This window comes from Streptomyces sp. NPDC048636, assembly GCF_040650655.1.
In the GTDB taxonomy this organism is placed as follows: Bacteria; Actinomycetota; Actinomycetes; order Streptomycetales; family Streptomycetaceae; genus Streptomyces.
In genome coordinates this window covers 231505-252175 of record NZ_JBEZHR010000009.1, presented here as the reverse complement: position 1 = coordinate 252175, position 20671 = coordinate 231505, and the positions used below count along the sequence as shown (strand labels likewise).

Annotated in this window: 19 protein-coding genes; 11 read left to right on the top strand and 8 right to left on the bottom strand. The window is 71.3% G+C overall.

Annotated elements, in window-relative coordinates; translation table 11 throughout:
- The first annotated feature begins 225 nt into the window (after positions 1–225).
- The 7 genes from ccrA to pssA all read left to right on the top strand — a co-directional run bounded on the left by ccrA (position 226) and on the right by pssA (position 7936).
- Entirely contained in the window at positions 226–1563 is a 1338-nt protein-coding gene (gene ccrA / locus AB0C66_RS24615; protein WP_362442452.1) for a crotonyl-CoA carboxylase/reductase, read from the top strand.
- Entirely contained in the window at positions 1563–3581 is a 2019-nt protein-coding gene (locus tag AB0C66_RS24610) for a protein meaA (protein WP_362442449.1), read from the top strand. The genes ccrA and AB0C66_RS24610 overlap by 1 nt, the downstream gene beginning before the upstream one ends.
- The gene (locus tag AB0C66_RS24605; RefSeq protein WP_362442446.1) at positions 3578–4555 is read left to right on the top strand and encodes a CoA ester lyase; all 978 of its coding nucleotides are present in this window, start codon (positions 3578–3580) and stop codon (positions 4553–4555) included. Before AB0C66_RS24610 ends, AB0C66_RS24605 begins: the two co-directional genes overlap by 4 nt.
- Positions 4556–4557: 2 nt before the next feature.
- Positions 4558–5064, top strand: a complete 507-nt coding sequence (locus tag AB0C66_RS24600; protein WP_362442656.1) for a MaoC family dehydratase — start codon at positions 4558–4560, stop codon at positions 5062–5064.
- Position 5065: 1 nt separating this feature from the next.
- The gene (locus AB0C66_RS24595) at positions 5066–6271 is read left to right on the top strand and encodes an acyl-CoA dehydrogenase family protein (RefSeq protein ID WP_362442443.1); all 1206 of its coding nucleotides are present in this window, start codon (positions 5066–5068) and stop codon (positions 6269–6271) included.
- Between the two features lie 170 nt (positions 6272–6441).
- Positions 6442–7089 carry a phosphatidylserine decarboxylase gene (locus AB0C66_RS24590; RefSeq protein WP_254737565.1) on the top strand — a complete coding sequence of 216 codons (648 nt, stop codon included), beginning with the start codon at positions 6442–6444 and terminating at the stop codon, positions 7087–7089.
- Positions 7076–7936, top strand: a complete 861-nt coding sequence (gene pssA / locus AB0C66_RS24585) for a CDP-diacylglycerol--serine O-phosphatidyltransferase (protein WP_362442440.1) — start codon at positions 7076–7078, stop codon at positions 7934–7936. Before AB0C66_RS24590 ends, pssA begins: the two co-directional genes overlap by 14 nt.
- A 100-nt stretch (positions 7937–8036) precedes the next feature.
- On the opposite strand, the gene AB0C66_RS24580 is transcribed toward pssA, so the two are convergent.
- Entirely contained in the window at positions 8037–9167 is a 1131-nt protein-coding gene (locus AB0C66_RS24580) for a glycerate kinase (protein WP_362442653.1), read from the bottom strand.
- Positions 9168–9383: 216 nt separating this feature from the next.
- Between AB0C66_RS24580 and AB0C66_RS24575 the strand changes: the two genes are divergently transcribed.
- Positions 9384–10469, top strand: a complete 1086-nt coding sequence (locus AB0C66_RS24575; protein WP_362442437.1) for an ADP-ribosylglycohydrolase family protein — start codon at positions 9384–9386, stop codon at positions 10467–10469.
- A gap of 94 nt (positions 10470–10563) precedes the next feature.
- The gene (locus AB0C66_RS24570; RefSeq protein WP_362442434.1) at positions 10564–11310 is read left to right on the top strand and encodes a Sir2 family NAD-dependent protein deacetylase; all 747 of its coding nucleotides are present in this window, start codon (positions 10564–10566) and stop codon (positions 11308–11310) included.
- 23 nt (positions 11311–11333) lie between these two features.
- Here AB0C66_RS24570 and AB0C66_RS24565 read toward each other — a convergent pair whose 3' ends face one another.
- Entirely contained in the window at positions 11334–11864 is a 531-nt protein-coding gene (locus AB0C66_RS24565; protein ID WP_362442431.1) for a methylated-DNA--[protein]-cysteine S-methyltransferase, read from the bottom strand.
- A gap of 72 nt (positions 11865–11936) precedes the next feature.
- On the bottom strand, positions 11937–13412 hold the full coding sequence (locus AB0C66_RS24560; protein ID WP_362442428.1) for an AlkA N-terminal domain-containing protein: 1476 nt from the start codon (positions 13410–13412) through the stop codon (positions 11937–11939).
- 139 nt (positions 13413–13551) lie between these two features.
- On the opposite strand from AB0C66_RS24560, the gene AB0C66_RS24555 reads away from it, so the two are divergent.
- Positions 13552–13914 carry a CU044_2847 family protein gene (locus AB0C66_RS24555; RefSeq protein WP_362442425.1) on the top strand — a complete coding sequence of 121 codons (363 nt, stop codon included), beginning with the start codon at positions 13552–13554 and terminating at the stop codon, positions 13912–13914.
- Positions 13915–14001: 87 nt separating this feature from the next.
- Entirely contained in the window at positions 14002–14937 is a 936-nt protein-coding gene (hemC, locus tag AB0C66_RS24550) for a hydroxymethylbilane synthase (protein WP_362442422.1), read from the top strand.
- Positions 14938–14958: 21 nt separating this feature from the next.
- Here hemC and AB0C66_RS24545 read toward each other — a convergent pair whose 3' ends face one another.
- The 5 genes from AB0C66_RS24545 to AB0C66_RS24525 form a co-directional block, all read right to left on the bottom strand.
- Positions 14959–15528, bottom strand: coding sequence for a dihydrofolate reductase family protein (locus AB0C66_RS24545; RefSeq protein ID WP_362442419.1), 570 nt, complete (start codon positions 15526–15528; stop codon positions 14959–14961).
- A gap of 98 nt (positions 15529–15626) precedes the next feature.
- The gene (locus AB0C66_RS24540) at positions 15627–17036 is read right to left on the bottom strand and encodes an NAD(P)/FAD-dependent oxidoreductase (RefSeq protein ID WP_362442650.1); all 1410 of its coding nucleotides are present in this window, start codon (positions 17034–17036) and stop codon (positions 15627–15629) included.
- Positions 17037–17085: 49 nt separating this feature from the next.
- Positions 17086–17913 (bottom strand): inositol monophosphatase, encoded by an 828-nt coding sequence (locus tag AB0C66_RS24535; RefSeq protein ID WP_362442416.1) that lies wholly within the window; start codon positions 17911–17913, stop codon positions 17086–17088.
- A gap of 142 nt (positions 17914–18055) precedes the next feature.
- Positions 18056–19591: an NCS1 family nucleobase:cation symporter-1 gene (locus AB0C66_RS24530; protein WP_362442413.1), complete on the bottom strand. Its 1536-nt coding sequence runs from the start codon at positions 19589–19591 to the stop codon at positions 18056–18058.
- A 66-nt stretch (positions 19592–19657) separates the two neighbouring features.
- Positions 19658–20659, bottom strand: coding sequence for a TIGR03842 family LLM class F420-dependent oxidoreductase (locus tag AB0C66_RS24525; protein ID WP_362442411.1), 1002 nt, complete (start codon positions 20657–20659; stop codon positions 19658–19660).
- Between the last annotated feature and the right edge of the window lie 12 nt (positions 20660–20671).

The window sequence follows — 20671 nt, the reverse complement described above, 5'->3', positions numbered from 1 at the left end:
CGTGAAGATGTCCGGACGGCCGGCGCGCTGCACACCCCGCGCGCCGGCTGTCCCCGCAAAACACTTTGCGCGTCCGGACAGCGCCTGCGTCACCAGGCGTTCCCGGCGCTACCCGCGCCCATCGAGCAGCACCTCCGCCGAACCGACGGCACCGCAGCAGCATCACCCGTCACGAGCCCAGCGTTCCCTCAAGCGTCCCCATGCGACGCTTCGCCGGAGGCACCGATGAACGAGATACTTGACGCCATCCTGGCGTCGGACACAGGACCCGAGGACTTCGCCGCACTGCGCATCCCCGAGTCGTACCGCGCGGTGACCGTGCGCAAGGACGAGGCCGATATGTTCGCCGGCCTCACCTCCAAGGAGAAGGACCCCCGTAAGTCACTGCACGTGGACGAGGTGCCGGTGCCGGAGCTCGGCCCCGGTGAGGCACTCGTCGCCGTGATGGCCAGCTCGGTCAACTACAACTCGGTGTGGACCTCCATCTTCGAACCCATGTCGACCTTCGGGTTCCTGGAGCGGTACGGCAAGCTCTCCCCGCTCGCCAAGCGGCACGACCTGCCGTACCACGTGATCGGCTCCGACCTCGCGGGCGTGGTGCTGCGCACCGGTCCCGGGGTCAACGCCTGGAAGCCGGGCGACGAGGTCGTGGCCCACTGTCTGTCGGTCGAGCTCGAGAGCGCCGACGGCCACGGCGACACCATGCTCGACCCCGAGCAGCGCATCTGGGGCTTCGAGACCAACTTCGGCGGTCTCGCCGAGATCGCCCTGGTCAAGTCCAACCAGCTGATGCCCAAGCCCGGCCACCTCAGCTGGGAGGAGGCCGCCGCGCCGGGGCTGGTCAACTCCACCGCCTACCGGCAGCTGGTCTCCCGTAACGGCGCCGGGATGAAGCAGGGCGACAACGTCCTGATCTGGGGCGCCAGCGGTGGACTCGGCTCCTACGCCACGCAGTTCGCGCTGGCCGGCGGCGCCACCCCGATCTGTGTGGTCTCCTCGCCGCAGAAGGCGGAGATCTGCCGGAAGATGGGCGCCGAGGCGATCATCGACCGCAACGCCGAGGACTACAAGTTCTGGAAGGACGAGCGCACCCAGGACCCGCGCGAGTGGAAGCGGTTCGGCAAGCGGATCCGCGAATTCACCGGTGGCGAGGACATCGACATCGTCTTCGAGCACCCCGGCCGCGAGACCTTCGGCGCGAGTGTCTACGTCACCCGCAAGGGCGGCACCATCACCACCTGCGCCTCCACCTCGGGCTATATGCACGAGTACGACAACCGGTACCTGTGGATGTCGCTGAAGCGGATCGTCGGCTCGCACTTCGCCAACTACCGCGAGGCGTGGGAGGCCAACCGCCTGATCGCCAAGGGCAAGATCCACCCCACCCTGTCCAAGACCTACCGGCTCGAAGAGACCGGCCAAGCCGCGTACGACGTGCACCGCAACCTCCACCAGGGCAAGGTCGGCGTGCTCGCCCTCGCGCCCGAGGAGGGCATGGGCGTGCGCGACCCGGAGAAGCGGGCCCAGCACCTCGACGCCATCAACCGCTTCCGGAACATCTGATGAGCGGCTCACCTCGCGAACGGGACCGCCCGTGGCTGATGCGGACGTACGCCGGTCACTCGACAGCCGAGGCGTCCAACGAGCTGTACCGGCGCAATCTGGCCAAGGGCCAGACCGGTCTCTCGGTCGCCTTCGACCTGCCGACCCAGACCGGCTACGACCCCGACCACATCCTCGCCCGTGGCGAGGTGGGCCGGGTCGGAGTCCCCGTCTCCCATCTGGGGGACATGCGGCGGCTGTTCCAGGACATCCCCCTGGAGCAGATGAACACCTCGATGACCATCAACGCGACGGCGATGTGGCTGCTGGCGCTGTACCAGGTGGTCGCCGAGGAACACGGCGCCGATATCTCCGAGCTCCAGGGGACGACGCAGAACGACATCGTCAAGGAGTACCTGTCCCGCGGGACGCATGTCTTCCCGCCGGGGCCCAGTCTGCGGCTGACCACCGACATGATCGCCTACACGGTCAACCACATCCCCAAGTGGAACCCGATCAACATCTGTAGCTACCACCTCCAGGAGGCCGGGGCCACCCCGGTCCAGGAGATCGCGTACGCGATGTCGACGGCGATCGCGGTGCTGGACGCGGTGTTCGACTCCGGACAGGTTCCCGAGGACCGCAAGGGCGATGTGGTCGCCCGGATCTCGTTCTTCGTGAACGCGGGCGTCCGGTTCATCGAGGAGATGTGCAAGATGCGCGCCTTCGGCCGCATCTGGGACCGCATCACCCGTGAGCGGTACGGCATCCAGAACCCCAAGCAGCGCCGGTTCCGCTACGGCGTCCAGGTCAACTCGCTCGGGCTGACCGAGGCACAGCCGGAGAACAACATCCAGCGCATCGTGCTGGAGATGCTGGCCGTGACCCTGTCCAAGGACGCCCGCGCCCGCGCGGTCCAGCTCCCGGCCTGGAACGAGGCCCTGGGGCTGCCACGCCCCTGGGACCAGCAGTGGTCGCTGCGCATCCAGCAGGTGCTCGCCCATGAGAGCGATCTGCTGGAGTACGACGACATCTTCGCCGGTTCCCATGTGATCGAGGCCAAGGTCGCCGCGCTGGTCGAGGAGACCGAGGCCGAGATCGAGCGGATCCAGGGGATGGGCGGGGCGATGTCCGCCGTGGAGTCCGGCTATCTCAAGGCGCAGCTGGTGGCCTCGCACGCGGAGCGCCGGGCGCGGATCGAGACCGGCGAGGAGAGGATCGTCGGCGTCAACTGCTACGAGGGCACCGAACCCAACCCGCTCACCGCCGATCTGGACACCGCCATCATGACGGTGGACCCGGCCAATGAGGCACGGGTGGTCTCGGCCCTGCACACCTGGCGCGAACAGCGGGACACCACCCGCGCCGAGGACGCCCTCTCGGCACTGCGGAAGGCGGCCGCGGGCACCGAGAACCTGATGGCGGCCACCCTCGAATGCGCCCGCGCGGGCGTCACCACGGGCGAGTGGTCCTGGGCGCTGCGCGATGTGTTCGGCGAGTTCCGCGCCCCCACGGGGGTGGGGGGCGCGCCGCTCGCGGTCGCGGCGGAGGCGGGTTCACTGCTCGCCTCCGTCCGCGAGAAGGTCGAGAAGACCGCGGCGGAGCTGGGCGGCGGGCGGCTGCGGCTGCTGGTCGGCAAGCCCGGTCTGGACGGCCACAGCAACGGCGCGGAGCAGATCGCGGTACGGGCCCGGGACGCCGGGTTCGAGGTGGTCTACCAGGGGATCAGGCTGACCCCGGAGCAGATCGTCTCGGCCGCGGTCGCCGAGGACGTGCACTGCGTGGGTCTGTCGATCCTGTCCGGCTCGCACGCCGAGCTGGTACCGGACGTACTGGAGCGGCTGCGCGCCGCGGGCGCCCAGGACATCCCGGTCATCGTCGGCGGCATCATCCCGGCCGCGGACGCCGCGGCACTGCGCGAGGCGGGTGTCGCCGCCGTTTTCACCCCCAAGGACTTCGGTATCACCGAGATCATCGGCCGTATCGTCGATGAGATCCGTACCGCGAACACACTTCCCGCTCTGGAGGTTCCCGTATGACCGCCCCCGAGGGCACCGCGCCCAACCGGCTGCGTCCGCGCCGCTCCTGCCTGGCCGTGCCGGGCAGCAACCCGCGCTTCCTGGAGAAGGCGCAGGGCCTCCCGGCCGACCAGGTCTTCCTGGACCTGGAGGACGCCTGCGCCCCGCTGGCCAAGCCCGACGCGCGGCACACGATCGTGAAGTTCCTCAACGAGGGCGACTGGACGGGCAAGACGCGGGTGGTGCGCGTCAACGACTGGACGACCGAGTGGACGTACCGCGACGTGGTCACCGTCGTCGAGGGCGCGGGCCAGAACCTCGACTGCATCATGCTGCCGAAGGTGCAGGACGCCCAGCAGGTGGTGGCGCTGGACCTGCTGCTGACCCAGATCGAGAAGACGATGGGGTTCGAGCTCGGCCGGATCGGCATCGAGGCGCAGATCGAGAACGCGCAGGGCCTGAACAACGTCAACGAGATCGCACAGGCCTCCCCGCGGGTGGAGACCATCATCTTCGGCCCGGCCGACTTCATGGCCTCCATCAATATGAAGTCGCTGGTCGTGGGCGAGCAGCCGCCCGGCTACCCGGCCGACGCCTACCACTACATCCTGATGAAGATCCTGATGGCCGCCCGCGCCAACAACCTCCAGGCGATCGACGGCCCCTACCTCCAGATCCGCAACATCGACGGCTACCGCGCGGTCGCGCAGCGCGCCGCGGCGCTCGGCTTCGACGGCAAGTGGGTGCTGCACCCCGGCCAGGTGGAGGCGTCCAACGAGATCTTCTCGCCCTCCCAGGAGGACTACGACCACGCCGAGCTGATCCTGGACGCGTACGACTACTACACGTCCGAGGCGGGCGGCAAGAAGGGTTCGGCGATGCTCGGCGACGAGATGATCGACGAGGCCAGCCGCAAGATGGCCCTGGTCGTCTCCGGCAAGGGCCGCGCCGCCGGTATGCGGCGCACCAGCACGTTCGAGATCCCGGAGGCGTGAGCATGCAGTTCGGGCGCACCTACGAGGAGTTCGAGGTCGGGGCGGTCTACAAGCACTGGCCCGGGAAGACCGTCACCGAGTACGACGACCACCTCTTCTGTCTGCTCACCATGAACCACCACCCGCTGCACATGGACAGCAACTACGCCGAGAAGACGACCGACTTCGGCAAGAACGTGGTGGTCGGGAACTACATCTACTCGCTGCTGCTGGGCATGTCGGTGCCGGATGTCTCCGGGAAGGCCATCGCCAACCTGGAGATCGAGTCGCTGCGGCATGTGGCGCCGACCTTCCACGGCGACACCATCTACGGCGAGACCACGGTCCTGGACAAGACGCCGTCGAAGTCCAAGAGCGACCGGGGCATCGTGTACGTGGAGACCAAGGGTTACAAGCAGGACGGCACCCTCGTCTGTATCTTCCGCCGCAAGGTGATGGTGCCCACCGCCACGTACATCAAGGAGCGCGGCGGCGAGCAGCCGGGCCGCCCGGAGCTGGGAGAGCAGTGACATGAGCCGACTCGCGCAGACCGACGGCCTGACCGACATCCAGCGGGAGATTCTCTCCACGGTCAGGGACTTTGTCGACAAGGAGATCCTGCCGGTCGCCACCGAGCTGGAGCACCGCGACGAATACCCGACCGCGATCGTCGAGGGGCTGAAGGAGCTCGGCCTCTTCGGGCTGATGATCCCCGAGGAATACGGCGGTCTGGGTGAGTCACTGCTCACCTACGCGCTGTGTGTGGAGGAGATCGCACGCGGCTGGATGAGCGTGTCCGGCATCATCAACACCCACTTCATCGTGGCGTACATGCTCAAGCAGCACGGCACCCAGGAGCAGAAGGACTATTTCCTGCCCAAGATGGCGCTGGGCGAGATCCGGGGCGCCTTCTCGATGTCGGAGCCGGGGCTGGGCTCGGATGTGTCCGCGATCACCAGCAAGGCGGTGCGGGACGGCGACGACTATGTGCTCAACGGCCAGAAGATGTGGCTGACCAACGGCGGCAGCTCCACCCTCGTGGCCGTGTTGTGCCGGACCCCGGAGGGGGCCGCGGAGGGCGCCGCCCCGCATAAGTCGATGACCACCTTCCTGATCGAGAAGGAGCCGGGCTTCGGCGAGGTCAGGCCGGGCCTGACCATCCCCGGCAAGATCGACAAGATGGGCTACAAGGGCGTTGACACCACCGAACTGATCATGGACGGACTGCGCATTCCGGCCGATCGGGTCCTCGGCGGTTCCCCCCACCGCGGTTTTTACCAAATGATGGACGGAGTCGAGGTCGGCCGGGTCAATGTGGCCGCCCGCGGCTGTGGCGTCGCACAACGCGCATTCGAGCTGGGCGTTGCGTACGCACAAGAACGCCACACCTTCGGTAAGCCCATCGCCCAGCACCAGGCCATCCAGTTCAAACTGGCTGAAATGGGAACAAAGGTTGAGGCGGCCCATGCGATGATGGTCAATGCGGCCCGCAAGAAGGACGCGGGCGCACGCAACGACCTCGAGGCGGGAATGGCGAAGTACCTGGCGTCGGAGTACTGCAAAGAGGTCGTGGAGGACGCCTTCCGCATCCATGGTGGCTACGGCTTCTCCAAGGAATACGAGATCGAGCGCCTCTACCGTGAGGCGCCTATGCTTCTCATCGGCGAAGGCACCGCCGAGATCCAGAAGATGATTATTGGACGACGACTCTTGGAGGAATACCGGACCCAAGGCTGAACGTCCCATTTGGGGTGGTATCCGAGAGAACAAGGTCACACCGCGCCAGGGGTCTTCGGCCACCGACAGGCCCTGGCGCTTGCCCAGTTACCGCTCGCAACCGATACCATCCCCGGAAAGCCGCCGTCCCCAGTCTCGCGTCGCGGCATCCTCCGCCACGAAGGTCATCCATGCCCCACAGCCATTCCTCTGCACAACGCGGTCGCGTCCGCCTCGCGCGCGGAGCGTCGCCGTGGCTCCTCCCGACCGTCGCCACCGCGGCGGTCAGTCTCACTCGCGCCCGGCGCTCGGGTCGCTGGGCGGCGGCCGCCGTGCCCGCCACCGCACTCGCGGCGGGCATGCTGTGGTTCTTCCGCGACCCGGAGAGAGAGATCACCCAGGGCCGGGTGATCTCCCCCGCCGACGGTGTGGTGCAGAGCATCATGCCCTGGAAGGACGGACGCACCCGCGTCGCGATCTTCATGAGTCCGCTCAATGTCCACGTCAACCGCGCCCCGCTCGCCGGCACGGTGACCTCGGTCGAGCACATCCCCGGTGGCTTCGTTCCCGCCTTCAACAAGGAGAGCGAGAACAACGAGCGCGTGGTGTGGCACTTCGACACCGAGCTCGGGGACATCGAGATGATCCAGATCGCCGGTGCCGTGGCCCGGCGCATCGTCCCCTATGTGCCGCAGGGCACCAAGGTCGAACAGGGTGAGCGGATCGGCCTCATCCGCTTCGGCTCGCGCGTGGACATCTACCTCCCCGAGGGTGTCGACGTCGCGGTCGAGGTCGGCCAGGCCACCACCGCGGGGGTGACTCGCCTTGACCGTGATTGATCCCGACACACAGGCTTCCTGGGTTCCCGAAGCCGAGGTGGACGACATCGACGAGACGGACGACATGCCGCTGTCGACACGACTGTCGATAGCCGACACCCTCACTCTCGGCAATGCCACCTGCGGCTTCCTGGCGGTGTACTTCACCACCACCGGCGTGCTCATCCCACATCTCACGGGCAGCGAGGACGGCGGTATGACGCGGCACAGCGCCGCCTCGGCCGTGATGCTGATGCTGCTGGCGTCGGTCTTCGACCTCTTCGACGGGCTTGTCGCGCGTAAGCTGCGCAGCTCGGCGATGGGCGCGGAGCTGGACAACCTCTCGGACCTGATCAGCTTCGGTCTCGCCCCGGCGTACTTCGTGCTCGTCTGGGGCATGGTCGCCGACGACGCGTATCAGCGGGTGTCGGCGGTGGCCGCCATCGTGGTGCTCCTGGCGGTGGTGCTACGGCTTGCGAGATTCTCCTGCGTCACACTGCGTGACGGAGTCTTCCAGGGCATGCCGAGCCCGTTCGGCGCGCTGACGGTCGTCTCGGTGGTCCTCCTGGGCCTGCCCTTCGTGCCGACGCTGCTGGCGATCATCGGCATCGCCTGGCTGATGGTGAGCCGGGTGGAGTACCCCAAGCCGCGCGGCCGCCTCGCGGTGGCCATGCTCGGCTGGATCGTCACCAGCATGGGCCTTCTGGCGGCCTGGGCCTTCGAGGCCCCCGGCGGCGAGCTGCTGCTCCAGTCGGCCTGTGCCCTCCAGGTGGTCATGGGCGCGGTGATCCCGCTCTTCGCCACCGCCCGCCGGGTCAACGCCTTCCGCGACAACCGCCGCGGGGCCCGGACGGCGCAGGTCCCGTAACCGGCCTTCCGACGCGGACGCACAGACGGGTGGGGCCCGAGCGACAGCGCTCGGGCCCCACCCGTTTCCGGTTCCTCGTCAGCCGGGGACGTCCACGGCGTCAGCCGAGGAAGTCCGCGGCCAGCCGCTCCGCGGTGCGCTCCAGGAGGGGGCCCGCCTGGGCGATACAGCGGGCCGGATCCGGCTCCAGGTCGGTCAGCGGGTAGGCGCGGCGGATGCCCGCGTTGCCCAGGGCCGACGGGGAGAGGGCGAGACGGCCGCAGACCGCCACGACCTCGATGCCATGCGCCCGGGCCGCCGTGGCCACCCCCGCCGGGGCCTTGCCGTGCAGGGTCTGCTCGTCGAGCGAGCCCTCGCCCGTGATCACCAGGTCCGTGCCCTCCAGCGCCGCCGCGAAGCCGAGCACCTCCAGCATCACGTCGATGCCGGGGCGGAAGGCGGCGCCCAGGCCGAGGAGCGCGGCGAAGCCGATACCGCCCGCCGCGCCCGCGCCGGGCGCCTGGGCGCAGTCGGCGGCCCGGGAGCCGACGGCGCGCTCCAGCACCCGTACGTAGTGCGCCAGCGCGGCGTCCAGCGCCTCGACGTCCGCCTCGTCCGCGCCCTTCTGCGGGCCGTAGACCGCCGCCGCGCCCTTCGGACCGGTCAGCGGATTGTCGACATCGCCGGCCAGCACGATCCGGCTGTCCGCGAGCCGTGGGTCGAGACCGGTCAGATCCGCCGTGGCCAGCTCGCGCAGCGGGCCGCCGCCGGGCGCGACGGGCGTACCGTCGGCGGTCAGCAGCCGCGCGCCCAGCGCGCCGAGCATGCCCGCGCCGCCGTCGGTGGTGGCGCTGCCGCCGACACCGAAGACGATCGTGCGCGCCCCCGCGTCCAGGGCCGCGCGCAGCAGCTCACCGCTGCCGTGGGTGGACGCGGTCAGCGGTGCGCAGGTCCCTGCGGGGAGATGGCGCAGCCCGGACGCCTCGGCCATCTCGACCACGGCCGTGGCGCCGCGCAGCGCGTACGCGGCCGTCACCGGGGTGCCCAGCGGCCCGCTGACCGTCACCTCGCGCCGCGCGAATCCGGCCGCGACCGCCGCGTCCACCGTGCCGTCACCGCCGTCGGCGACCGGCAGCGACACGATCTCCAGCTCGGCGCCGTCCGCCGCGCCCCGGCGCAGCCCGGCCGTCACATGCTCGGCGACCCCCACGGCGGTCAGCGACCCCTTGAACTTGTCCGCGGCGATGAGCACGCGGGCCGGCCGGGTCGCCTGGCCCTCCGCCCATGTCTTCGTCGACTCTGCCTTTTCCTCGTCCGTCACCTTGGTAACCCCTTGCTTCCGAACAGGCAGTCGCGCCGCTGCGACCCTATCCGCCGCCAAGCCCCTTGCCCACCACCGCTTTCCCGAGCGGATCTGCCGACGGGGATTTCCCGCGCGCCCCACCTCGGACTCCGGTAGACCTGAGACATGGGCCTCAGCGGCAGCGCACTCGCGGACCGGATCCACGGCGGCTGGCTCGGCCGCGTCGCCGGGAACATGCTCGGCAAGCCCGTCGAGCACGGCGACATCTGGACCCGTGACCGTATCGACCGCTATCTGCGCCGCGCCGGTGCCCTGCCGCTGACCGACTACCTGCCCGCGCTGGAGCCGCCACCGGATCCGGTCGAGTTCGAGCTGCGCCCCGACTGGCAGGAGTGCGTCCGCGGCCGGATCCACGGCAGCTGCCGCGACGACGACGTGGACTACTCCGTGCTGGGGCTGCATCTGCTGGAGACCCACGGCTTCGGGTTCACCACCGAGCAGGTCGGCGAGATGTGGCTGCTGCGGCTGCCGTACCTCCAGGTGTTCACCGCCGAGCGGGCCGCGTACCGCAATCTCGCGGCCGGGGTGCGGCCGCCGCTGAGCGCCACCCTCGACAACCCGTACCAGGAGTGGATCGGCGCCCTGATCCGCGCCGACATCCACGGCTGGGTCAACCCCGGCGACCCGCGCCGTGCCGCCGGGATGGCGCGGCGCGACGCCGTGCTGTCCCACACCGGCAACGGGGTCTACGGCGCGATGTGGGCGGCCGCCCTGATCGCCGCCGCCTTCACCGCGGACGGTCCGCGCGCCGCCGTCGAGGAGGCCCTGGCCGCCATCCCGCCGCGCTGCCGCCTCGCCCGTGTCGTCCGCCGCGCCGCGTCCCTGTACGACGCGGGCGTCGGCTGGGCGGACGCCCTGGACCAGCTGGAGCGGGAGACGACCGGCCTGCCCTGGATCCATGTCGTCCCCAACGCGGCCGTCCTCACCGCCGGACTGCTCTACGGCGCCGGGGACTTCACCGCCACCCTCGCCCTGACCGTCCGCGGCGGCCTGGACACCGATTCCAACGGCGCGACGGCGGGCTCGGTCGCGGGCGTGCTGTGCGGGGCGGAGGCGATTCCGCCGCAGTGGACCGCTCCCCTCGAAGACCGGCTGCGCAGCGCGGTGTTCGGCTTCGACGGCGCCCGCATCAGCGACCTGGCGGCCCGCACCCACCGGCTGGCGGTGGCGGCCCGGCCGGTCACGGTATGAGACAGGCCCGTCCGTCCGGGCGGACGCTCACCAGGTCGCTCCCCCGGTGAAACGCGGTCGCCCCTGGTCGCGCTCGCTGCGTACGCTCGGCTCCATGAGCGGCGAGACACAGCACCGGCCCCTGGTGGCGATCCTGAGCGGGGCGGGCATCTCCACGGACTCCGGGATCCCGGACTACCGCGGCCCGCAAGGGCTTTGGCGGCGGGATCCGGAGGCCGAGAAGCTCGTGACATACGACTTCTACATGACCGACCCGGAGATCCGGCGCCGCTCCTGGCAGATGCGGCGCGACAGCGCCGCGCTGAACGCCCGGCCGAACGGGGCGCATGAGGCCGTGGTGCGGCTGGAGCGGTCCGGGGTGCCGGTCCGGGTGATCACCCAGAACGTGGACGGGCTGCACCAGCTCGCCGGGCTGCCCGCGCGCAAGGTGCTCGAGCTGCACGGCACCGCACGGACCGTCCAGTGCACCGTGTGCCATACGCGCTCGGCGATGGCGGACGCGCTGGCGCGGGTGGAGTCCGGCGATCCGGACCCGTCGTGTGAGGAGTGCGGCGGGATCCTGAAGTCGGCGACGGTGATGTTCGGGCAGGCCCTGGACCCGGAGGTGCTGACCGAGGCGGTGGCGGTGGCGCGCGCCTGCGAGATCTTCCTCGCGGTCGGCAGCAGCCTCCAGGTGCAGCCCGCGGCCTCGCTCGCCGGGATGGCGGCGGAGGGCGGCGCCCGGCTGATCATCGTCAACGCCGAGCCGACCCCGTACGACGAGATCGCGGACGAGGTCGTCCGCGATCCCATCGGCGAGGCGCTGCCGGCCCTGCTGGACCGGATCGCGGCGGGCGGCTGACACGGCGCACCGGGTGAACCGCCTCAGCCCACCAGGTCCCAGACGCCGACCAGCCCGGATCCGCTCTCGAAGTCCAGGAGTTGGCGCTTGCGGCCGAGCCCGCCGCCGTAGCCGGTGAGGCTGCCGGTGGAGCCGACCACACGGTGGCAGGGGACGATGATGCCCACCGGGTTCTTGCCGTTGGCCAGTCCGACGGCGCGGGACGCGGTGGGCTGCCCGATGCGGTCGGCGAGCTGCCCGTAGGAGAGCGTCTCGCCGTACGGGATACGGCACAGCTCGTCCCAGACGCGCCGCTGGAAGGGCGTACCGGCCAGCCGGAGCGGCAGGTCGAAGGCGGTCAGATCGCCCGCGAAGTAGGCGGCGAGCTGGCGGGCGGTCTCGGCGAACGGCGCGTCGTCCGGGTCGCCGGGCACACCGAAGCTCTCCTCGGGCGGGCGGTGGCGCTGCCCGGCCATATAGAGACCGCTGAGCGCGCCGTCGGTGGCGACCAGGGTGAGCGGGCCGCAGGGGCTGTCGATGACGGTGTGGGTGGCCACGGGAGCGGTGGTGGTCATGGTCGGTGTCTTCCTCGGGTGGTTCATGGAGCGTGGTGGCTCGTTCCGGGTGGGCCGGGCGCGGTCCCGTCGTCAGGGCGCGGGCAGCCGGTTGATCGCGTGTGTCTCGTCCACCGCCCACAGGTACTGCACGGCGTACGCCCGCCACGGCCGCCACCGCGTGGAGTAACGGGTCAGGGCGCCGGGGGTGGCGGGCAGGTCCAGCTCCGCGGCGGCCCGCCGCACCCCGAGGTCGGCCGGGATGAACGCGTCCGGGTCGCCGAGCGCCCGCATCGCGATGACCTCGACCGTCCAGGGGCCCAGACCGGGCAGCGCGGCCAGACCGGCGCGGGCCTCGTCCCAGTCGGTGCCGACGCCGAGCGCGACCCGGCCCTCGGCGAGGGCGTCGATGAGACCGGTGAGCGTGGCGCGGCGGGTGCGCGGCATGGCCAGCGCCTCCGGGTCGAGACCGGCGAGGGCCCGGACGGTCGGGAAGAGATGGGTCAGCCCGCCCGCCGGGTCCTCCACGGGTTCGCCGTGGGCCCTGACCAGCCGGGCCGCGTGGGTGCGGGCCGCCGCGGTGGACACCTGCTGGCCCAGCACGGCGCGCACCGCGAACTCCTCGGCGTCCACCGTGCGCGGCACCCGCCGCCCCGGGGCCTTGTCGACCAGCGGGGCGAGCTGTTCGTCGGAGCGCAGCAGGTCGTCCACGGCGGCCGGGTCGGCGTCGAGGTCCAGCATGCGGCGGCAGCGGCTGATCGCCCCGGCCAGGTCGCGCAGATCGGCGAGCGAGAGCTGACAGGCGATATGGTCCGGAGCCGGGCTGAGGGCGACGACCCCGGGCCCGTACGGCAGCCGCAGCGTCCGCCGGTACGCACCGTCGCGCCACTCCTCCACGCCGGGGACGGCGGTGGCGGCCAGATGTCCGAAGAGGTTGTCCGGGCACAGCGGCGCCCGGAAGGGCAGCCGCAGGGTGAGCGCGCCGGGTACGGCGGGCTGCGGACCGCTTCTGGCCCGCTGCCGCAGCTCGGTCGGGGTGAGCGCGAAGACCTCGCGCACGGTCTCGTTGAAGGCGCGGATGCTGGCGAATCCGGCGGCGAAGGCGATGTCGGCCATCGGCAGCGGGCTGGTCTCGATGAGCAGCCGCGCGGTCTGCGCCCGCTGGGCGCGGGCCAGCGCCAGGGGTCCGGCGCCGAGCTCGGCGAGGAGCTGCCGCTCGATCTGGCGGGTGCTGTAGCCGAGCCGCGCGGCCAGCCCCGGCACCCCGTCCCGGTCCACCACACCATCCGCGATCAGCCGCATGGCCCGGGCCACCAGGTCCGCGCGCTCGTTCCACCGCGGGGAGCCGGGGCTGGCGTCGGGCCGGCACCGCTTACAGGCCCGGAACCCGGCCTGCTGGGCGGCGGCCGCACTGGGGTAGAAGCGCATGTTCTCCGGCTTGGGGCCGACGACCGGGCAGCTCGGACGGCAGTAGATACCGGTGGTGACGACGGCGATGAAGAACCATCCGTCGAACCGGGCGTCCTTGGCCTGCGCCGCGCGCAGGCACCGGTCGGTGTCGGTGTGCATGTCTCCAGCATCCGCCAGCGGATGGGGCGGCGCTCGCGGAAATCCGACGTCGACGTCGGCGGGTGCGGGGCGGCCCCGTCCGCGAAGGGATGTGGTCGAACGGGCGGACCGGGGACGCGCCGGTCGGCATCATGGCCCTGTGACGGACTACGCCGAGTTCCCGCTTCCCGATGGCACCCCCGTACGTCTTGAGCTGACCCCCGTGGCCACGGCCACACCACCCGCCGCGCCGCCCGCCGGGGTGACGCCGGTCTCTCGGGCGCCGCGGGCGGCCACCGTGCTGGTGACGGACGGGCTGCGCACCGTACTGCGGCCGCTGGGGCCGCTGTTGCAGGAGGTACATGACGCGGTGTCCGCCGCGCCGGACCCGCCCGACGAGATCCAGGTGCAGTTCGGGGTACAGGTCGGACAGGACCTCAAGCTGGGCATCGTCGGCGCCAACGGACAGGCGAGCCTGACGATTTCGGCCACCTGGCGGCTCCCGGGCCCCCGTACGAGCTGACCGCGGGAACAGGGCACCGGCGTGCGGCTCGTCACCCCGTCCGCGTCCTGGCACGGGGCGCCCGCCGGACGCCCTATCGTGTACGCCATGTCGCGCACCGACCTCATCCGCATCGTCTCCCGCTCCTCCCCCATGGCCCTGGCCCAGGTCGAGCGGGTCCGCGCCGAGCTCGCGGGCCTCCACCCCGGGATCCGTACCGAGGTCGTCCCGGTCACCACCTCCGGCGACCGGTGGATGGGCGATCTGTCGAAGCTGGGCGGGAAGGGCGCGTTCACCAAGGAGGTCGACGCGGCGCTGCTGGCGGGCGAGGCCGATCTGGCCGTGCACTGCATCAAGGACGTCCCCGCCGACCGGCCGCTGCCCGCGGGCACCGTCTTCGCCGCCTACCTCAAGCGGGACGACATCCGCGACGCCGTGATCCACCCCGAGGGGCTGACCCTCGATCAGATGCCGGAGGGCACCCGGATCGGCACCTCCTCGGTGCGGCGGGTCGCCCAACTCGCCGTCACCCACCCGCAGGTGCGGTGTGTGCCGATGCGGGGCAACGCCAACCGCCGTCTGGAGAAGCTGGCGGCGGGCGACGCGGACGCGCTGCTGCTGGCCGTCTCCGGACTGGAGCGCATCGGCCGTACGGACCGGATCAGCGAGATCCTGTCCGTCGACACCATGTGCCCGCCGATCGGCGCCGGGGTGCTCGGGCTCCAGTGCCGCGAGGAGGACACCGCCACGATCGAGGCCGTCGCCGGGCTCGGTGACAGCGACGCGTGGCGGGAGATCACGGCGGAGCGGATGCTGCTGCACGTCCTCCAGGGCCACTGCAACTCCCCCATCGCGGGCTTCGCCAAGGCCGAGCGCGACGGCCGGCTCTCGCTGCGCGCCCGGGTGTTCAGCCCGGACGGCAAGACGGTGCTGGACGCGCATGAGTGGGCGGGCCCGCTGGACCCGGCCACGCTCGGCACCTCGGTGGCGGTGGCGCTGCTGCGTCAGGGCGCCCGCGAGGTCATCGACACCATTCCGCACTGAGGACCGGGTCGGCGGACGGTCCTACGCCGTGCGGTAGCGGAGCAGGACCACCCCCGACCGGAACGGACGGCACTCCACCAGCCGCAGCCCCCTCTCCGCGCCCTCCGGCGCGTCCGCGAACAGCCGCGCGCCGCGCCCCAGCACCACCGGGTGGACGAACAGCCGGTACTCGTCGACCAGTCCCGCCGCGATCAGGGCGTGCACCAAGGTGATGCTGCCGGTGGTGACGATGTCCTTGCCGGGCCGGTCCTTCAGCTCCCGGATCTCGTCGGCGAGGGCGCCGCGCAGCACGGTGGTGCCCTCCCAGCCGGGCTCGTCCAGCGTGCGGGAGACCACGTACTTGGCGACCGCGTTGAGATGGTCGCGGACGCCGGTGGTGTCCTCGGTCCGGTGCGGCCAGTAGCCCCGCATCTGAACAAACGTCGCCCGGCCCACCAGGAACGCGTCGGCCGCCGCGGCCTGGGCGCGCAACGCCCCCTCCAGGTCGGAGAGGTCGGTCCCGGGACCGTCCCCGGCCGGGCCGAACCACCCTCCCGAGGCGTCGATGACCCCGTCCAGGGTGATGTTCTCCGTGACGATCAGATCGCGCATCCCAGGACCTCCGTATCGGTGCGTCTGTCACCGTGGACCGTCCCGGCACGCGGAACTCATCGCCGCGGGCGCGACTCCCGCCGTGCGAGCGCGGGGCCCTAGCGCCGCTGCCGCAGCCTCCGCCACACCGCCCGTGCCGCGTGGTGCCCCGACATCCCGTGGACGCCCGGTCCGGGCGGGGTCGCCGAGGAGCACAGGAAGACGGCGGGGTGCGGGGTGGCGTACGGGACCCGGGCCAGCCGGGGCCGTATGACCGCCTGCACACCGGCGAAGGCGCCGCAGGCGATATCGCCGTCCACATAGTTGGCGTTGTGCGCGGCCAGCTCGGGCGGCCCGGCCACCGCGCGGGCGAGCACAAGATCACGGAAGCCGGGCGCGAACCGCTCGAGCTGCCGCTCGATGACCTCCGTGGCATCGCCCTTCCAGCCGCTGGGCACATGGCCGTAGACCCAGAAGGTGTGCTTGCCCTCGGGGGCCCGGGAGGGGTCGAGCAGCGAGGGCTGGGCGCCGATCAGGAACGGTACGGTCGGCTCGCGGCCCTCGGTGGCGACCCGCAGCGCGGCGCCGATCTCGCGCGCGGTGGGGCCGATATGGACGGTCCCGGCGCGGCGGGCCTCGGGCGCGGTCCACGGCATCGGGCCGTCCAGCGCGTAGTCGATCTTGAAGACGGAGGGGCCGTAGCGGTAATGGCCGAAGGCGTTGCCCAGTCCGGCGATCCGGGCCAGCGCGGTGGGTGAGGTGTCGAAGACATACGCGCGGGCGGGCGGCAGTTCGTCGAGCCGCTTGACCGGGGTGTCGAGATGGATCGCGCCGCCCTGCTCGAGCAGATAGGAGCCGAGGGCGTCCGCGATGGACTGGGAGCCGCCGCGCGGGACCGGCCAGCCGACCTCATGGGCGGCGATCGCGAAGGTCAGCGCGGGCGCCGCGGTGGTCAGGGCGCTGGTCGGCGCGATGGTGTGTCCGGCGAGCCCGCTGAACAGGGCCTTCGCCTTCTCGTCACGGAAGCGGCGGGCGAGGAGGGTGGCGGGCTGGAGCGCGTGCAGCCCGAAGCGGACCCAGGTGGCCGGATCGCGCGGTACCCCGTCCCACTGGGTGCGCAGTACGTCGGGGGCGAAGGTCTGCCATTTGCCGAGGAACGGCGCGACCAGCCGCCGGTAGGTACCGGCGTCGCGCGGCCCGAGCGACATGGCGGTCGCACCGACCGAGCGGGCGAGGACCGCCGCCGAGCCGTCCGGGAAAGGGTGGGCGAGCGGCAGTTCGGGGTGCAGCCACTCCAGTCCGTGCCGGGCGAGCGGCATCCGTTCGAAGGCCGGGGAGCCGATCCCGAGGGGATGCACGGCCGAGCAGGGGTCGTGCCGGAAGCCGGGGAGGGTGAGCTCCTCGGTGCGGGACCCGCCCCCGATGGCACCGGCCGCCTCGTAGACCTCCACCGCGCAGCCGCGGCGGGCGAGTTCGACGGCCGCGGTCAGCCCGTTCGGTCCGGCACCCACCACAACCGCGTCGAGCATCGACGGCACGTCGGCCTCCTCCTCCTCGCCATTGAGGATCTGTGGAATGTCAGCCGGCGGCGGCCAGCAGGCTCAGGATATGCCGTACGGTCGCCTCGTCCCGGGCCGCTGCGAAAGGAAGCGCGTTTCCGCCCGCGATACGGAAGGGTTCGCCGGTCAGCGTGGCGCTGGTGCCGCCCGCCTCGGCCACCAGCAGCAGCCCCGCGGCGTGGTCCCAGGCGTTCTCCCAGGTGAAGGCGAGCGCGTCGAGCCGGCCGCGGGCCACCTTCAGATACTCCAGACCGGCCGAACCGCAGGGCCGCGGCTCGACGCCCGGGGTGCTCAGCCCGGCCAGGGCGCGCTTCTCCGCGTCCGTGGTGAAGTCGAAGTGGGAGATGGCCACTTCGAGGGTGGCGCCGGGCTCCGGGGAGCCGGAGCGGATCGGGCTGCCGTTGAGCCGGGCGCCCTGGCCGCGCCGGGCCACGGCCATCTCGTCCAGCGCCGGGGCGAAGGTCCAGGAGGCGAGCAGCTCGCCGTGGTGGGCCAGGGTGACCAGGGTGGAGAAGCCCGGGTCGCCGTGGACGAACTGCCGGGTGCCGTCGACCGGGTCGACGATCCACACCGGGGCGTCCCCGCCGAGTGCGCCGAGGATCGAGGGATCGGCGTGCACACCCTCCTCGCCCACCACGACCGAGCCGGGCAGCAGGGCGGTCAGCGAGGCGGCGAGATGCTGCTCGGCCAGCCGGTCGGCGGTGGTGACGAGGTCGTGCGGGCCGTTCTTCTGGACGATCTCGTGCTCGGCGAGCTGCCGGAAGCGCGGCATGATCTCGGTGGCGGCCGCCTTGCGGACCGCCTCCTCGACCTCGGAGAGATCACCGGCGAGAAATTGATCGATCATACGTTCATCGAACCATGCCGCTCCGACAGCCGGTGACCCGGTGGCGGCCGGAGGGTGTCGTCCAGGTGAACCCCCTCGCCGCCCCGGCCGCCGCCCCCGCGGGGGCGGGAGCGGGCGCGCCGGGGCCGAGCGGGGCGGGCGGTCAGCCGGTGCGGTGCCGGTCGGCTCCGGGCAGCATCAGCGCGGTGTAGAGGATCACGGACGCCCCGAGCCCGACCGCCCAGCCGTAGTCGGCCAGCGGCTGGAGGAACGGAATCAGTCCGTCCGAGGGGAACGGGCCCTTACCGGGCTGGGAGTACGAACCGCCCACCGCGAGCAGTCCGCCGACCGCGAAGGCGACCACGGCCCGCCAGTTCCAGCCGGCGGCGTACCAGTAGCGGCCGCCGGGCCGGTAGAGGTCGGCGAGGTCGAGCACGGTACGGCGGATGATCCAGTAGTCGGCGATCAGCACCCCGGCGACCGTGCCGAGCAGTCCGCCGACCACACCGAGCCAGGTGAAGATGTACAGCTCGGGGGTGGAGGTGAGCTTCCACGGGAAGATCACCACACCGACGATTCCGGTGATCAGCGCCCCGGTGCGGAAGGTGATCAACTTCGGCGCCAGATTGGCCAGGTCATAGGCGGGCGAGACGACATTGGCCGCGATGTTCACCGAGATCGTCGCGATCAACACCGTCACCAGCGCGAAGAGCAGCCCGAAGACATTGTCCGCCTTGCCCGCGAGCGCCACCGGATCCCAGATGGCCTCGCCGTAGACGGCCTCCGAGCCGGAGGTGACGAAGACCGACAGCAGCGCGAAGGCCGTCATGGTGGTGGGCAGGCCCAGCGACTGGCCCCACACCTGGGCCCGCTGGCCCGCGCCGAAGCGGGTGAAGTCGGGGATGTTGAGCGAGAGGGTGGCCCAGAAGCCGATCATGCCCATCAGGGCGGGGAAGAAGACGGGCCAGAAGTCGCTGCCCCAGCCCAGCTTGGAGGGCTGGTCGAGCAGCGAGCCGAAACCGCCCGCCTTGACGGCTATCCAGACCAACAGCACCACGGCCCCGACGAGGACGAAGGGCGCGGCCCAGTTCTCGAACCGCCGCAGGGTCTCCATGCCCCGGTAGATGATGGCCAGTTCCAGGGCCCAGAAGATGACGAAGCACAGCCACAGGGTCCAGGGGTAGCCGCCGACCTCCCCGGCCTTCGCCCAGCCGCCGCCGAACACCTTGCCCAGCAGGATGTAGATGCCCTGTCCGCCGATCCAGGTCTGGATGCCGAACCAGGCACAGGCCACGGCGGCCCGGATCAGTGCGGGGAGGTTGGCGCCGCGCAGCCCGAACGAGGCGCGCGCCAGCACCGGGAAGGGGATGCCGTACTTGGGCCCGGCGTGGCCGGTGAGCAGCATCGGCAGCAGCACGATGACATTGGCCAGGGCGATGGTGAAGACGGCCTGCTTCCAGTCCATGCCGAGGGCGACCAGACCGGAAGCCAGGGTCCAGGAGGGGATGTTGTGGGCCATCCCGATCCACAGCGCGGTGAAGTTGTAGGTGGTCCAGCGGCGTTCGGCCACCGGCACCGGCCGCAGGTCCTCGTTGCTGAAGCGGCTGTCGGCCAGGGAGGTGCCCGGCGGCAGTTCGACGCGGCCGTCGGGGTGGATGATCCGGGCGGGTTCGGCGGGGGGAGGTGCGGTAGCGGTCATGGCGACCCTCTTCGTTCGCGACGGAGGGGCCGCGGGCCGGTCCCGGGGACCGGCCCGCGGGGGGAGCTATCCGGCGAGGGCGGGGATGATCCGCTCGCCGTAGGCGTCGATGGTCGACTCCTTGGCGTCGTGCATCGCGTAGACGGCGAACTGGTCGACGCCCAGCGACCGCAGCCGCTCCAGCTTCTCGATATGCGCCTCCACCGGACCCAGCAGGCAGAAGCGGTCCACGATGTCATCGGGGACGAAGGCGGTGTCGGGGTTTCCGCTACGGCCGTGGTGGCTGTAGTCGTAGCCCTGCCGCTCCTTGATGTACGCGGTCAGCGACTCGGGGACGGCGCCGGAGTGTTCGCCGTAGCGGGAGACGAGGTCGGCGACGTGGTTGCCGACCATCCCGCCGAACCAGCGGCACTGCTCACGGGCGTGGTCGAGGTCGTCCCCGACGTACGCGGGCGCGGCGACGCAGATGGTGACCGCGTCCGGGTCCCGTCCGGCCTCGGCGGCGGCGTCCCGCACCGCCTTGACCATCCACTCCGTCAGGAACGGGTCGGCCAGCTGGAGGATGAAACCGTCGGCCTTCTGCCCGGTCAGCGCCAGTGCCTTGGGGCCGTAGGCGGCCATCCACACCGGCAGCCGCCCGTCCTTGACCCATGGGATGCGCACCGGGCTGCCGTCCACGACCGCTTCGCGGCCCTCGGCCAGGTCGCGGATGGTGTCGATCGCCTCGCCCAGCCGGGCGAGGGTGTTGGGTCTGCGGCCCGCCACCCGCATCGCGGAGTCGCCGCGGCCGATGCCGCACACCGTCCGGTTGCCGTACATGTCGTTGAGGGTGGCGAAGGTGGAGGCGGTCACCTCCCAGGTGCGGGTGCCGGGGTTGGTGACCATCGGTCCGACGGTCAGCCGCTCGGTGTGCTCCAGGATGCGGCTGTAGATGACGAAGGGCTCCTGCCACAGCACGGCGGAATCGAAGGTCCAGCCGTAGCGGAAGCCGTTGTTCTCGGCGCGTTGCATCAGGTCGACCACCCCTGACGCGGGCGGATCCGTCTGAAGGACGAGTCCGAAGTCCATGCTCACTCCAGG

Coding starts and splice junctions, on each gene's coding strand:
- AB0C66_RS24545 (WP_362442419.1), bottom strand. CDS start 15,528: ATGCGCGATCTGATCGTCACGGAGAACATCACCCTGGACGGGGTCATC.
- AB0C66_RS24540 (WP_362442650.1), bottom strand. CDS start 17,036: ATGCTCGACGCGGTTGTGGTGGGTGCCGGACCGAACGGGCTGACCGCG.
- AB0C66_RS24565 (WP_362442431.1), bottom strand. CDS start 11,864: ATGACCACCACCGCTCCCGTGGCCACCCACACCGTCATCGACAGCCCC.
- AB0C66_RS24595 (WP_362442443.1), top strand. CDS start 5,066: ATGAGCCGACTCGCGCAGACCGACGGCCTGACCGACATCCAGCGGGAG.
- AB0C66_RS24600 (WP_362442656.1), top strand. CDS start 4,558: ATGCAGTTCGGGCGCACCTACGAGGAGTTCGAGGTCGGGGCGGTCTAC.
- AB0C66_RS24575 (WP_362442437.1), top strand. CDS start 9,384: ATGGGCCTCAGCGGCAGCGCACTCGCGGACCGGATCCACGGCGGCTGG.
- AB0C66_RS24590 (WP_254737565.1), top strand. CDS start 6,442: ATGCCCCACAGCCATTCCTCTGCACAACGCGGTCGCGTCCGCCTCGCG.
- AB0C66_RS24610 (WP_362442449.1), top strand. CDS start 1,563: ATGAGCGGCTCACCTCGCGAACGGGACCGCCCGTGGCTGATGCGGACG.
- hemC (WP_362442422.1), top strand. CDS start 14,002: ATGTCGCGCACCGACCTCATCCGCATCGTCTCCCGCTCCTCCCCCATG.
- ccrA (WP_362442452.1), top strand. CDS start 226: ATGAACGAGATACTTGACGCCATCCTGGCGTCGGACACAGGACCCGAG.
- AB0C66_RS24535 (WP_362442416.1), bottom strand. CDS start 17,913: ATGATCGATCAATTTCTCGCCGGTGATCTCTCCGAGGTCGAGGAGGCG.
- AB0C66_RS24530 (WP_362442413.1), bottom strand. CDS start 19,591: ATGACCGCTACCGCACCTCCCCCCGCCGAACCCGCCCGGATCATCCAC.
- AB0C66_RS24570 (WP_362442434.1), top strand. CDS start 10,564: ATGAGCGGCGAGACACAGCACCGGCCCCTGGTGGCGATCCTGAGCGGG.
- AB0C66_RS24525 (WP_362442411.1), bottom strand. CDS start 20,659: ATGGACTTCGGACTCGTCCTTCAGACGGATCCGCCCGCGTCAGGGGTG.
- AB0C66_RS24605 (WP_362442446.1), top strand. CDS start 3,578: ATGACCGCCCCCGAGGGCACCGCGCCCAACCGGCTGCGTCCGCGCCGC.
- AB0C66_RS24560 (WP_362442428.1), bottom strand. CDS start 13,412: ATGCACACCGACACCGACCGGTGCCTGCGCGCGGCGCAGGCCAAGGAC.